Genomic DNA, 14101 nt, shown 5'->3' on the forward strand with positions numbered 1-14101 from the left:
GCCCGCCGCTCGGCCGCTGCCGGGCCGGCGGCAGCGCGGCCGCAGGCGCGCACCCGTTTCAACCGCGCCCAGCGGCTCGCCGGCCGCGCCCAGGGCGAGCTGCCGCGCCAACGTTCGCGGGGCGTGGCCCTGGTGCTGGCCTTGCTGTTCGGCGGGTTGGGGTTGCACTTGTTTTACCTGGGGTACTACGGGCGCGGAACGCTTTATTTGATGCTCACGCTGGTAGGGGTTCTTTTGTTCTCAGTGGGCACCATTGGATTATTCGCCACCATTTTGGGTGGCTCAAGCAGCGGCTTAGTGGGACTGCTGATTGCCGGGGGCATCCTGGCGGGCATAGCCGGGGTGCTGGCGTTAATTGACGCCGTGCTGATTGCCACCGGGGCCCTCCAGCCCAAAAATGGGGAGTATAAGAGCCGGCTCTTTTAGCGCCGCCAGCTGTGGCTGCCTGTGTCCTGTCAGGGCCCCAGGCGCGTAGTTGCGGCGCAATCTTCCAATTCGAAAAGGTGGGTATTACGCTTCGTTAAGCCCTTTTATTGCCGTTGTTCAAATGTTTTTTAAAAATCAAAGCCAATAAAAATCAAAACGTTAGCCGAAGTACAAACGGGGTTAACGGCTTTTTATCACAGAATCGGCAATCAAGAAAAGTTGCGCTGCGTATAAAAAACATATCACTCAACTCCACCTTTTTCTTCATTTTCACCATGAAAAAAGCCTATTCTCTAACACTCGCCTTGGGAGTAATTGTTGGTTCGCTGAGCTCGTGCAGCCGTACCGACTACGCCGTCAAATCCCAGACGCCCGTTTCCATGAGCACCGCGCAGGTTGCCGCCGCTCCCGCTGCTGAAGCTATTGCCCCCGAAGTAACTGTGGGTACTCCCGCTATCGTGGCTCCGGTTGCCGCCGTTGCCCCGGCTACCGCAGCGCCGGCCCCGGCCGTTGCAGTTGTGGCCCCCAGCAAGCTCGCTAAGGTCAACTCGGCACAAGTAGTGGCCCAGACGGTGGCCCAGCCCACCGCCAAAGCGGTGAAGCCCAACCTGGTTCAGCGCATTGCTATGAGCAAGGTAATGAAGCAAGTAGCTAAAGCCGAGGCGCGCCAGCAAAACACGGCTAGTACTGCTGAAACCGCTGCTTCCGGTACCGCAATCACGGTGGCTTTGGTAGGTTTGGCCTTGCTGCTCATCGGTATCATCGTTGGTTCGGGCTTCCTGACCACTGCTGGTGCCATCGTACTGGTGGTTGGCCTGGTGTTGTTCATCCTGAAATCGCTGTAGTCCCCCGAACCACTGGTTCATAAAAAGCCCCGGCATCTTCGCAGATGCCGGGGCTTTTCCGTGCCCCACGCATAGGGAGCCGTAACTAGGGCCCCCACGCCGGGCACGGAAAAGCCAGGGTACTACCCCCTAATCATTGGTTTAGAGCAGTTTTGGGGTCAGTGTATCAGCTGAACGATGTAGGGGCAGGGCTTGCCCCCGTCCGCCGTTTGCCCCGGGGCACCGATTCCGTTCAACGGCGGGCGGGGACGAGTCCCGCCTCTACCGCCACTCACGTCGAAACGGCTCTAAATGGATAATGAAAAGTGAGGTGGCCCGGCAGCCTCTGCTGTTATTGGGCCCTGCTTACTGCAAGCCGGAGCCGCTGTTTTTAGCCTGGGTGGCTCGGTGAAGCCCTGCGGGCAATTCGCCATACCATCCCATTCGAGGCAACCGCCCAAACCAACGCTTCACAAAAAGCCCCGGCATCTGTGCAGATGCCGGGGCTTTTCTGTGCCTTTCGGATTAGGGCCCTGGGGGCCCTAAATCTCGGCGCTCAGGTCGGTGCGGGGCTCGTCGTTTTCCTCGGCGCGCACCACGCGCAGCTGCACCAGGTCGATGACGCGGCGCGAGCGTTCCAGCACCCGGAACTCGTAGGGAGCCAGCACGGCCACGTCGCCCACTTCCGGAATGCTGCCGTAGACCACGTTGAGCAGGCCGCCCACGGTTTCGTAGTTCTCGCTTTCGGGCAGCGGGTAGGGCAGGTACTCGTTGGCGTCGGAGATGGACGTGGCGGCGGCCACGCGGTATTCGTCGGCCGACATTTTCTCCACCACGGGCACCTCGTTGTCGTACTCGTCCTGGATTTCGCCCACCAGCTCCTCCATGATGTCCTCGATGGTGACGATGCCCGACACGCCGCCGAACTCGTCACTCACCACGGCCATCACGGTGTGTTTGCGCTGGAAATTGCGCAGCAAGCGGTTAATCTTCTTGGTTTCGGGCACGAAGTAAGGCGCACGCATGATGCGGGCCAGCTCCACGGGCTCGTTGCGCCGGATGATGGGCAGCAGGTCCTTCACGTTCAGGATGCCCACGATGTTGTCGATGTTGCCCTCGTACACCGGCAGGCGCGAGTAACCTTCGCTGAACACCGTTTCCAGAATCTGGTCTTCCGAAGCGTTGACGTCGAGCGCGGAAAGCTTGGTGCGCGGCACCATGATCTGGCGCACCATGCGGTCGTTGAACTCAAAAACGTTCTCAATCAGCTCGTGCTCCGAGTCTTGGATTTCGCCGCTCTGCTTGCTTTGGTCCAGCAGCAGGCGCAGCTCGTCGGAGGTGTGGGCCTCGGTGCCGTGGGCCGGGTTCACGCCCACCGCCCCCAGCAGCACGTTGGAGGCTTTCGACAAGAACCACGTGAGGGGCAAAGTGGCGAAATAGAACACCCGCAGCGGCAGCACCAGGGCCAGGCTCACGGCCTCGGGCCGCTGGATGGCCAGCGTTTTCGGGAACAGCTCGCCAAAGAGCACGTGCAGGATGGTGATGAAAATCAGCCCCACGACCACCGCCGTGCTGTGGGCCGCGGCCGGCGAGATGGCAATGCTGAACCGGCTCATCGTGTTCAGGATGATTTCGGTGGCCACCTCCTCGCCCACGGCTCCCAGGATCAGGGAGGCGATGGTAACCCCCAGCTGCGTAGCCGATAGGTAGCTGTAGAGGTTATGCAGCACCTTCATCGCCTGGCCAGCGATGCGGCTGCCCTCCTTGGCTTTGAGCTCGAGCTGCGAAAGACGGACCCGAATGAGCGAAAACTCAGCGGCCACAAAAAACCCGTTGGCTACAATGAGTAGCAGGGTGATAAGAATTTTTAAACCCATGTCGGCGGCCCCCGCGACGCGGACGGTCTGGGGGCCATTGTAACCCAAAAGTACGGACTTTGGCGCGGGGGGTTGGCGGTTTGAACTTTTCAACCAGCCGTTTGTGGTTAGGAAGCCTAATTTTACAGGCTAATGCTGATTAATTCTGTATGAATATTTCCCGGTTTTTTAAATTTTTACTGTTCTGTTGGTTGCCGGCCCTGCCGCTAACGGCCCAGATTTTGGTGCCCACGCACCTCAGCACGGCCCTCAGCCAGCCCACCGTCCAAGTAGGCCAGGAAGTGGAGCTGCTGGTGAACGCCCGCATCGACGACAAGTGGCACCTCTACGCCACCGATTTCAGCGAAGACGTGGGACCCGTGGTGTTCACGCTCAAGTTTGCGCCTAGCGCGGCCTATGCCCTGGTAGGCAAGCCGACGTCAGTAAAGTCGCATCACCAGATGGACGAGGTATTCAAGGGCGAAGTGGCTTTCTGGGAAAAAACCGGCCAGATTCGCCAGCGCATCAAGGTGCTCCAGCCGGGGCCCCTCGCCATCAAGGCCGAAGCCGATTACCAAAGCTGCACCGACGTGGACGGCCGCTGCGTGCCCGGCAACGAAAGCCTGACCTTCGGACCTCTGCAAGTGAGCGGCCCGGCTGCTGCTAGCGCCGCCGCAGCGGCTACCAAGCCTGGGGCCCCCGCCGCAACGGCCGCCGCCGTGGCAACGGCTCCCGCCGCACCTGCTACCGCCGCGCCCGTGGCTGCCGCGCCCGTAGCGGTGGCTACTCCCGACGCTGTGGCCCCGGTGGAAACGGCTGGGGCCCCTGCGGCTGTTACCGAAGCGCCTGCTGGGGCCCCCACCGTTTCGGCGGCCGTGGCCGTGGCCGCGCCGGTTTCCGACGCGGGCGGGCTGTGGAGCTTTGGCGTGCTGGCCTTCATCTCGGGGCTGGCGGCGCTGCTCACGCCTTGCGTGTTCCCGATGGTGCCCATGACGGTTTCGTTCTTCACCGGGGCCCAGGACAGCCGCGGCCGCGGCATCCTCAAGGCCATGGTGTACGGGCTCAGTATCATCGTGATTTACACACTGATTGGCGTGGTGGTGGCCCGCCTGCTGGGCGAAGACGGCCCCAACTTCATGGCCACCCACTGGCTGCCGAACCTGCTGTTCTTCGTGGTGTTCGTGGTGTTTGGCCTCTCGTTTCTGGGCTTGTTTGAAATTACGCTGCCCAGCGGCCTAGTGAACAAGGCCGATGCCCAGGCCGACAAAGGCGGCTGGCTGGGGGTATTTTTCATGGCCTTCACGCTGGTGCTGGTTTCGTTCAGCTGCACGGGGCCCATCGTGGCCACGGTGCTGGGCCTGGCGGCCCGCGGCCAGACGCTGGCGCCGGTGGTGGGCATGCTGGGCTTCTCGCTGGCCTTTGCGCTGCCGTTCACGCTGTTCGCCATCTTCCCGTCGTGGCTGAAAAGCCTGCCCCGCTCGGGCGGCTGGCTGAACACGGTGAAGGTGGTACTGGGCTTCGTGGAGCTCATGCTGGCCCTCAAGTTCCTGAGCATGGTGGACCTGGCCTATCACTGGGGCATCCTCACCCGCGACGTGTACTTGGTGCTGTGGGTGGTGCTCTCGGCGCTGCTCGGGCTGTACCTGCTGGGCAAGTTCCGCCTCTCGCACGATTCGCCGCTGGAGCACCTCAGCGTGGGCCGGCTGCTGATGGCGGTGCTGGCCTTCAGCTTCATGACGTACCTGGTACCGGGCCTCTTTGGGGCCCCACTGCCGCTGCTGGCCGGCTACCTGCCGCCCCAGAGCCGCCACGACTTTTCGCTGGCCGCTGGGGCCCCCGCCGTGCCGGTGCAGACCGCTGCCAATGCGCTGGGCGAAACGCCGCGCTTCGGTGACTTCCTGGAGCTGCCCCACGGCCTCCAGGGCTATTTCGACTTGCAGCAGGGAATTCGCGCCGCTAAGCTGGCGCACAAGCCCATTTTCATCGACTTCACCGGCCACGCCTGCGTGAACTGCCGGAAGATGGAAGCCACTGTGTGGAGCGACCCGGCCGTGCTCACCCAGCTGCAAAACGACTACGTGGTGGTGGCCCTGTACGTGGACGATAAAACCGAGCTGCCCCAGAACGAGTGGTATACTTCGGCCCGCGACCACCAGCAAAAAACCAGCCTGGGCAAGCAAAACGCTGACCTCCAGGTAACCCGCTATGGCTTCAATGCCCAACCCTACTACGTGCTGCTCAACCCCGACGACCCCACGGGCAAGCCGCTCGTGGCGCCCATTGCCTACGAGCCCAACGTGGCGCAGTTTGCGCAGTTCCTGAAGGAGGGGCGGCGCAGCTACCAGGCCCGGCACGGGGCCGTAGCGGCCCGGTAGCTGCGAAAACAAAAACGTAGAAAGCCAAAGAGGCGACCTTGTGAACAAGGTCGCCTCTTTAGGTTTTTGGCTGTAGCGGAAGGACTTGAACCTCCACGAAGTGGTTAGCCGGCCGGGGGGCCGATTTATCCCGAACCTTCACCCTCGAGAGAGGAGGGTGTGTCTGCCAGTTCCACCACACTACAAGGTATCGGCAGAAACCTTTTGATTTTGCCGGGTGCAAAGGTAGAAAAGGATTGGATAAGTTTCAGCATTAAAAATATAATGAAAACGTCACAACAAACGATTGTTAGTTTGTAAAGTTCTGAAAGTAAATAATATGCAACTAGTAAATTTTTAATTTTTATTCTTTAGGAGGCTTTTTCACGGTGACCAATCGACTGGTTTTGCAACAAATCTGAATGGAATGGGCCGTTGCGCTTAGCCGCAAAAGCTGCGAATTGCCGGGCCTTCCTGGGGCCCCACGGCCGCCGCAACCAGCGAATCTATGGCAGGCTGCACGCTAAAAAAAAGCCCTTCCCGGGTGGGGAAGGGCTTCGGAAACCGGGCCGGATAGCCCCGAAATTACATCGTCTTTTTGGTCGTCGTAGTCGAGGTTTTGTTGGCTTTGTAGCGCATGTCGGGCGTGCCGTCGGCCTTCATTTTGCCGGTGGTCGTGGTGCTGGTTTTGGCCATCTTATTCTCCTTGTAGCGCATGTCGGCCGTGCCATCGGCCTTCATTTTACCAGCGGTAGCCGTCGAAGTCGACGACATGGTGGCCGTTTTGGTGGCCGAATTCTTCGAGCCGGTGGTGGACGTCGTGCCCATCATGCCGGTTTTCGACGTGGCGGTGTGCGTCGTGGTGGCCGGGGTCTGCGACATTTTGGTGGTCGTCATCTTCGACGAACTCGTCGTGCCAGTGGCGGGGGCCGCGGTTTGGGCGTGGGCGGCGTTGCCCAACAGGCTGAGCGAGAGAAGGAAACCGAGGAGGCGTTTCATAATAAGGAACGAGAAAAGGTGAAGGGGAAGTGAAGAAATTGGCCCGGCCGGGGAGTTGCGCCGATGCCGCCGGAAATGTAGCACCACAGCGCACATATACAGCACTGGGGCCCCCGTAGCCGCTTGTGCCCGTTAGCAAGCGCCGTGCCGAAAACACGCAAAAAAGCCCGGACCGCAAGGTCCGGGCTTTCGCATTTATAAACGGAAGTGCGGGCGCTTAGGCCGTTACTTGGGCTTCGAGTTTCTGGGCGAGCACGTGCTTGGGCACGGCGCCTACTTGCTTGTCCACGATCTGGCCGTTTTTGAACACGAGCAGCGTGGGGATGCTGCGGATGCCGAACTTGGCCGAGGTCTGGGGGTTGGCGTCCACGTCAACTTTGCCCACGATGGCTTTGCCTTCGTATTCGCCGGCCAGCTCTTCCACTACCGGGCCCACCATGCGGCAAGGACCGCACCATTCGGCCCAGAAATCGACCAGCACGGGCTTGTCGGAGTTGATGATGGACTCGAAATTGGCATCGGTAATCTCAATTGCTTTGTGTCCCATTTTAGTAAGGGTTACGGGTTATATAGACTCTGGCGTGTACGGCCAACGGGGTCGCAAGGTAGCAGATCGGGGGCTTAACAACCGGCACCATAGAAAGTTCATGTTGGCAGGCGGGCGCGTTGTTAGGTAGCAAACCCGGCGCAGATCCATTAGGTTCGGGGCCCTCAAATGAGCTGGCATGCGTCCATTTCCATCTCCTGCATCTTTTCGATAAATACTTTAGGCTCAATCTGAAACTTGCGCGAGAACATGTCCACCGCCAAGTGCTCGTGCGGCTCGGCAAACTGGATTTCGAGGCGCTTGCGGCCGGGGGCGGCCTGGATGGCTTCCTCCAGCCGGTCGAGCATGGGGCCCGTCACGGTGCGCAAATCGAGGCGCACGCGCACGCCCTTGCTCAGCTTCTCGGCCACCTCGCTCAGCGGCTGCATGTTCAGGATGCGCAGGTCCCACTGGTCCTGGGTGCCGCGGCGTAGCTCCTGCTTGAGGCGCACGAACATGGGCGGCACCTGCTCGTTGGCGTAGTTGCGGGGGTTGATGAGCGGCGCAAACCGCGTGTAGTCGTCGCGGAACAGGGCCGGGCTGATGCTCGTCTCGTAGTCCTCCAGGGTGAAGGTGGCGAACGACTGGCCCATTTTGGTGGTCTTGAAGGCCACGTTGGTGATGAGGCCGGCCACGTTGATTTCCTTGTTCTTGTGGCTCTCTACTTTTTCCAGGCCGCAGGTGCAGTAGGCGTCCAGCTCCAGCTTGTAACTATCCAGGGGGTGGCCCGAGAGGTAGAAGCCCACCACGTCCTTCTCGCGGCGCAGCTGCTCGGTTTTGGTCCAGGGATCCATCTCGTGCATCTTGGGCAGCGGCGCAGCCACCGCCCCGAAGGCTGAGGCCCCGAACAGGCTGTGCTGGCTGCTCTCCTTGGCGGCGGCGTGCTGCTGGCCCAGCTTCATGGCCTTGTCGATGAGCGGCTGGTCGCCGGCCGGAGCCTCCAGGTACAGGCGGCGGTGCTTGCCGAAGTCGTCGAAGGCGCCGGCCTGGGCCAGGCTCTCGAAGGTTTTTTTGTTCACGGTGCGCAGGTTCACGCGCTTGGCGAAGTCGAAAATGTCGGAGTAGGGCCCCGCCTTTTCGCGTTCCTCCACCATGCACTCCACGGCCAATTCGCCGGCGCCCTTCACGGCGGCCATGCCGAAGCGGATTTTGCCCTCCTGGTTCACGTTGAATTTCAGCAGGCTCTCGTTCACGTCGGGCCCCAATACGTCCACGCCCTGCTTGCGGGCTTCCTCGATGAAGAAGGTCACCTTCTTGATGTCGCCCATGTTGTTGGTGAGCACGGCGGCCATGTACTCGGCGGGGTAGTTGGCTTTCAGGTAACCCGTTTGGTACGCCACCACCGAGTAGGCGGCCGAGTGCGAGCGGTTGAAGCCGTACTCGGCAAATTTCTCCATTACGTCGAACACCTCGGAGGCCTTCTTCGCCGGAATCTTGTGGATTTCGCCCGCGCCCCTCACGAATTTTTCGCGCTCCAGGGCCATCTTTTTCATGTCCTTTTTGCCCATGGCGCGGCGCAGCAAGTCGGCCCCGCCCAGCGAGTAGCCGGCCAGAATCTGCGCCGTTTGCATGATCTGCTCCTGGTACACCATGATGCCCTGGCTGTACTCTAGGATGGGCTTGAGCAGCTCGTGCGGATATACCACTTCCTCGCGGCCATGCTTGCGGTTGATGAAGTTGGGAATAAACTGCATGGGGCCCGGGCGGTACAGGGCGTTCATGGCAATCAGGTCCTCGATGTTGGTGGGCTTCAGGTCCTTGAGGTACTGGCGCATGCCTTCGGACTCGAACTGGAAAGTGCCAATGGTGTCGCCGCGTTGGTACAGGGCGTAGGTCTTGGGGTCGTCGAGCGGAATGTCATCGATGTCGATTTTCACGCCGTGGTTCCGCTCGATCAGGCGCATGGCGTCCACGATGATGGTCAGGGTTTTGAGGCCCAGAAAGTCCATCTTCAGCATGCCGGCGCTCTCAATCACCTTGCCGTCGAACTGCGTCACGAGCAGGTCCGAGTCCTTGGAGGTCGAAACCGGAATGTACTTCGTGATGTCGTCGGGGGCGATGATGACGCCCGCCGCGTGGATGCCCGTGTTGCGCACCGAGCCCTCCAGCTGCACGGCCAGGCGCAGGATCTGGCCCTTCAGGTTGTCGGGGCTTTCGTCGCGCCGGATCATGTCCAGCTCCATGTTTTCGGCGAAGGCCTTGGCCAGGGTGGTGCCCACTTGCTCGGGCACCATTTTGGTGAGGTCGTTGGTCTGGGGCAGGGGCAGCTCCATGGCCCGGGCCACGTCCTTGATGGAGCTCTTGGCCGCCATCGTACCGAAGGTGATGATTTGGGCTACCTGGGTTTTGCCATATTTCTGCACCACGTAGTCGATGACTTTCTGGCGGTTCACGTCGTCAAAGTCAATGTCGATGTCGGGCATCGACACGCGCTCCGGGTTCAGGAAGCGCTCGAACAGCAGCGAGTACTTGATGGGGTCGATATTGGTGATGCCCACGCAGTAGGCCACCGCCGAGCCCGCCGCCGAGCCCCGCCCGGGGCCCACCGCCACGCCCACCGAGCGGCCGTGGTTGATAAAGTCCTGCGTGATAAGGAAGTAGCCCGCAAACCCCATCGTCTGGATGATGCGCAGCTCGTAGTTCAGGCGCTCCTCCACCTCGGGCGTGCGCTCGGAGTAGCGCGGCTTGGGGCCCTCAAAGGCGCCCTTGAAGGTGAGGTCGCGCAGAAACTCGTCGGCGTTGGCGAACTGGGCGGGCAGCGGGAAGTTGGGGAGCAGGATGTCGCGCGCCAGCTTGGGCGGCGTGATTTTGTCCACAATCTCGTTCGTGTTGTCCACGCTCTCCGGCACGTCGCTGAACAGCGCGTTCATCTCCGCCTGCTTCTTGAAGTAGAACTGGTCGTTGGCGAAGCCGAAGCGGGTGTGCGGCTTGGGCTTCTGCAGTTCCTCATCAATGCGGCGCAGTTGCTTCTGGGCGCGCTCGTCGCGGCCGTGGTTCTGGCGCAGGTTGTCGAGCAGGTCGTAGCGCACCGTGCCGTCGGTGGTGAGCAGGGTGTAGTAATTCGTGCGGATGTCACCGACCGGGATGCTGTGCTCCTCGCCGGTGTTTACGCACAGCAGCAGGTCGTGGGCCGCGAAGTCGGTCTGGTCCACGTAGTGCGAGTCGTTGGTGCAGATGACCTTGACGCCGTGCTTGTGGGCCAGGCGCAGCAGCACCTGGTTCACGTCTTCCTGGCTCTTGCCGGTGCCGTCGAAGTTCATCAGCCCGTGCCGCTGGATTTCGATGTAGTAGTCGTCGCCGAACAGGTTCAGCCACCACTTCAGCTTTTCCTCGGCCTCGGTTTCGGAGCGGAATAGGATGGTTTGCGGAATCTCGGCGCCGATGCAGCAGCTGGTGGCAATCAGGCCCTCGTGGTACTGCTCCAGCAGCTCCTTGTCGATGCGCGGGAACTTCGAGTACGAGCCCTCGATGAAGCTCAGGGAGCAGAGCTTGCTCAGGTTGTGGTAACCGGCCTGGTCTTTGGCCAGCAGCAGCTGGTGGTGGCGCACGTCCCGCTCGCCCTTCTCACGGCTGAAAGCCTTCTTGTGGCGGTCTTCCACCAAATAAAATTCGCAGCCCACGATGGGCTTCACGTTGTACTTGTTGGCCTCGGCCACGAAGTTGAAGGCCCCGAACATGTTGCCGTGGTCGGTGAGGGCCACGGCGGGCATGCCGTCGGCTTGGGCCTTTTTCATGAGGGCCCCAATGCTGGCCTGGCCGTCGAGCAGCGAGTATTGGGTGTGGCTGTGGAGGTGCGAGAAAACGGGCATGGCGGCGGGCGAAGCAAAACGGGGGGTTATAGGTAAAGATAAGCCCGGGGCCCCGGGGTTAGTTCGCCGGCCCGGCGCTGGCCGGGGGCCCCGGCGGCAAGCGCAGCCGCCAGCCAATTGATCCTTTGAAAGTTGCGGGCCCCTACCAGGCGCGCCGTTTGAACTAGTTTTACACAGCCGAGTTTAGTGCAATTGCGTAAGCTAATAAATACATAGCGCCGCCGCTGACCAGCGGCCCGGCACTCCTTCCCTCATTGCCTCCTTTGGGTTTAACCGCCTGTGGGTTCCTACCCGCAAGCCGCGTTGGTGCGCTGGGCAGCGAAAAACGGCTCATTTCATACTGAATGAAAGACCTCGTTGCCTCTACCGATCCGGGCTATTCCCCCGTCACCGCCCCGTCGTGGTTCCACCGATTTGCCGCGCGCTACGTGCAAGACGAGCGCGACCTGCCGTTTGTGTACCTGCTGCTGCAAATTTCGCTCACCATGCTGCCGCTGGCGGCGCTGCTGTTCGTGCCCGCCGTGACGGGCGCGGCGTGGTGGGTGGCGGCCGGGTTATATTTTTTCCTGGGCACGTTCTACTTTAAGGGGCCCCTGGGGCTGATGATGCACTGCACCACGCACCGGCCCCTGTTCAAAAAGGCGCACAAGTGGCTTAATAAGTACACGACCTGGGTGGTGGGGCCCCTGTTTGGCCAAACCCCGGAAACGTACTTCACCCACCACATGGGCATGCACCACCCCGAGAACAACCTGCCCGACGACGAAAGCTCGACCATGTTCTACCAGCGCGATTCGGCCTGGGGCTTTTTGCACTACCTGGGCGATTTCCTGGTGCTGGGCGTGGTGCGCCTGCTGGGCTACCTAGGCCGCACCCGCAAGTTCACGCTGCGCTTCCGGGCCGTGCGCGGCGAGCTGGCTTACGCGGCCGTGGTGGTGGGCCTGGCGTTTATTAACCTGCCGGCTGCGCTGGTCGTGTTCCTGGGGCCCCTACTGGTCACGCGCATCGTGATGATGTTGGGCAACTGGAGCCAGCACGCCTTCATCGACGGCAACGCACCCGACAACTGCTACACCAACAGCGCCACCTGCATCAACACGGCCTACAACCACAAGTGCTGGAACGACGGCTACCACATCAGCCACCACCTGCGCCCCGCCCTGCACTGGACCGAGCACCCCGCCAACTTCCGCCAGCACGTGGGCGAGTACGCCGCCAACGACGCCGTGGTGTTCGACGGCATCCACTACCTGCACATCTTTGCCTTCCTCATGCTGAAGCGCTACGACCTGCTGGCCAAGAACTTCGTGAACCTGGGCGGCCGCTACGGCTCCGACGCCGACGTGGTGGCCCTGCTGCGCGCCCGCACCCGGCGCATTGCCCGGCCGGCACTGGTGGCGGCGTAGGGCCCCGGCGCATTTTGCCGCTTTTGGCTGGGTCCGTTCCGCGCACTGCGGGGCGGGCCTTGCTTTTTTATTGGAGCTGAAAGTTTTTGATCAGCGCCACGTAAAACCGAATTACCCGCTCGTAATCAGTCACCCGAATCCGTTCGTTGGTGCCGTGCAGGCGCTGGATGTCGGCCTCGGCCATGGGCAGGGGCGAGAAGCGGTAAGTGTTGGCACTGAGACCAGCGTAGGCGCGGGCGTCGGTAGCGCCTACCAGCACGTAGGGCGCCACCAGGGCCCCCGGAAACACGCTGCCGATGGTGCGGTGCAGGGCCCCAAACGCCGCCGACGTAGTGCTGGACACCGGGGCCGGCTCGTTGCCTTTTTTCAGCCGCCGCACCTGCACCTGGTCGTCGTCGATGAGGCGCCGGACCGCGCGCACCACGCCCGCCACTGAATCGCCGGGCAGGATGCGGAAGTTGACGGTGGCCGCGGCGCCGATGGGCAGCACGTTGTCTTTGGTGCCAGCCCGGAAAATGGTGGGCGCCGTGGTGGTGCGCAGGGCCGCGTTGCCGGAGGCCGTGGCCGCCAGCGTGCGCTTGACCAGGGGCCCAAACAGCCAGCGGTTGGCAAACACCAGGCGCTTGCCGAAGGGCACTTCCGAGGCCAGGTAATCGAGCAGGGCCCCCACGCCGCCGTCCAGCCGCGCCGGGAAGGGGTTGGCCTCTAGCTTGGCCACGGCCGCCGCCACCCGGCCGATGCTGGTGTGCGCCGGCGGCATAGACGAGTGCCCGCCCGCGCCCACCGCGCTGATTTCCAGGCTCAAGTAGCCTTTCTCGCTGATGCCAACCAGCGCCACGGGCCGGGCCAGGCCGGCCACGCCGTCGGTTTTCACGAGGCCGCCTTCGTCGAGAATTAGTTCGGGGCGCACGCCGCGGCGCTGGAGCGCGTCGGCGATGGCGGCGGCCCCGCGCTGGCCCAGGGTTTCCTCGTCCTGGCCGAAGGCAAGCAGCACGGTGCGCTCGGGCTGGAAGTTGCTTTGCAGCAGGTAGTCAATGGCTTCCAGCTGGCCCAGTACGTTCAGCTTGTCGTCGAGCGTGCCGCGGCCGTAGAGGTAGCCACCAGCCACGCGCCCGGCGAAGGGCGGCTGCTGCCACTGCGCTTCGCTGCCGGGCGGTACGGGCACCACGTCGTAGTGGGCCAGCAGGAGCAGGGGTGGCAGGGCCGGGTTGCGGCCTTTCCACTCGTAGAGCAGGCCGTAGGTGTTGAACTTCTGGCAGGTAAGCACCCGGTGCACCCGCGGAAACGCTTGCCGCAAAAACACCACGAACCGCCCAAACTGCGCCGTGTCCGTCTGCGCAAAATCGGTGGCCGATACCGTGGGGATGCGCACCGCCGCCGCCAGCCGCGCCACCGCCGAATCGGGCACGGCCACGGGCGCGGGCGGCGGCTGGGGCCCCAGCTGGTGCCGGGGTACGCGCAACGTGTTCGCCACCAGCACTGCCGTCAGCACCAGCAGCACCAACCCCAACAACCGGAAGAAAGCGCGCATGGCAATTGGGCTAAAAGGGTGAAAAAATTAGCGGGCCGGCGGGGCGTTCATGCGCAGCACTTCGCCCAGGCGCACGCTGGCGTCGGCCTTGTGGTTCCAGGCTTGCAAGTCGCTCACGCTCACCGCGTAGCGTTTTGAGAGGCTATAGAGGGTTTCGCCAGCCAGCACTGCGTGCCACACGGCGGGTGTGGCGGCGGGAGCTGGGGGCCCAGCTTGCAAGTCGCTCACGCTCACCGCGTAGCGTTTTGAGAGGCTATAGAGGGTTTCGCCAGCCAGCACTGCGTGCCACACGGCGGGTGTGGCGGCGGGA

General features: G+C 62.2%; 10 protein-coding genes and 1 tRNA gene. 4 read left to right on the plus strand and 7 right to left on the minus strand.

What is annotated here, in order from left to right:
* On the plus strand, nt 1-426 hold a 426-nt coding region (locus BEN49_RS03115), incomplete at its 5' end, for an NINE protein (protein ID WP_125916464.1).
* 107 nt (nt 427-533) lie between these two features.
* Nucleotides 534-1271: a hypothetical protein gene (locus BEN49_RS26540; protein ID WP_125916466.1), complete on the plus strand. Its 738-nt coding sequence runs from the start codon at nt 534-536 to the stop codon at nt 1269-1271.
* Between the two features lie 521 nt (nt 1272-1792).
* Here BEN49_RS26540 and BEN49_RS03125 read toward each other — a convergent pair.
* On the minus strand, nt 1793-3127 hold the full coding sequence (locus BEN49_RS03125; RefSeq protein WP_070740645.1) for a hemolysin family protein: 1335 nt from the start codon (nt 3125-3127) through the stop codon (nt 1793-1795).
* Between the two features lie 191 nt (nt 3128-3318).
* Between BEN49_RS03125 and BEN49_RS03130 the strand changes: the two genes are divergently transcribed.
* Entirely contained in the window at nt 3319-5481 is a 2163-nt protein-coding gene (locus tag BEN49_RS03130; protein WP_239691795.1) for a protein-disulfide reductase DsbD family protein, read from the plus strand.
* A 67-nt stretch (nt 5482-5548) separates the two neighbouring features.
* Here BEN49_RS03130 and BEN49_RS27525 read toward each other — a convergent pair.
* The 4 genes from BEN49_RS27525 to dnaE form a co-directional block, all read right to left on the minus strand.
* Nucleotides 5549-5666 (minus strand) — tRNA-Glu (locus tag BEN49_RS27525).
* Nucleotides 5667-6045: 379 nt separating this feature from the next.
* Nucleotides 6046-6459, minus strand: a complete 414-nt coding sequence (locus BEN49_RS03135; protein ID WP_083325719.1) for a hypothetical protein — start codon at nt 6457-6459, stop codon at nt 6046-6048.
* Between the two features lie 217 nt (nt 6460-6676).
* On the minus strand, nt 6677-7006 hold the full coding sequence (gene trxA, locus BEN49_RS03140; RefSeq protein WP_068235800.1) for a thioredoxin: 330 nt from the start codon (nt 7004-7006) through the stop codon (nt 6677-6679).
* Between the two features lie 164 nt (nt 7007-7170).
* Nucleotides 7171-10854, minus strand: coding sequence for a DNA polymerase III subunit alpha (gene dnaE / locus BEN49_RS03145; RefSeq protein ID WP_070740631.1), 3684 nt, complete (start codon nt 10852-10854; stop codon nt 7171-7173).
* 344 nt (nt 10855-11198) lie between these two features.
* Between dnaE and BEN49_RS03150 the strand changes: the two genes are divergently transcribed.
* On the plus strand, nt 11199-12260 hold the full coding sequence (locus BEN49_RS03150; RefSeq protein ID WP_070740634.1) for a fatty acid desaturase family protein: 1062 nt from the start codon (nt 11199-11201) through the stop codon (nt 12258-12260).
* Between the two features lie 67 nt (nt 12261-12327).
* Here the strand turns inward: BEN49_RS03150 and BEN49_RS03155 are convergent, their stop codons facing one another.
* Nucleotides 12328-13791: a M20 family peptidase gene (locus BEN49_RS03155; protein ID WP_070740637.1), complete on the minus strand. Its 1464-nt coding sequence runs from the start codon at nt 13789-13791 to the stop codon at nt 12328-12330.
* Nucleotides 13792-13818: 27 nt separating this feature from the next.
* On the minus strand, nt 13819-14101 hold a 283-nt coding region (locus BEN49_RS03160), incomplete at its 5' end, for a LysM peptidoglycan-binding domain-containing protein (RefSeq protein WP_141765607.1).

The organism is Hymenobacter coccineus (assembly GCF_001816125.1).
Taxonomy (GTDB): Bacteria; Bacteroidota; Bacteroidia; order Cytophagales; family Hymenobacteraceae; genus Hymenobacter; species Hymenobacter coccineus.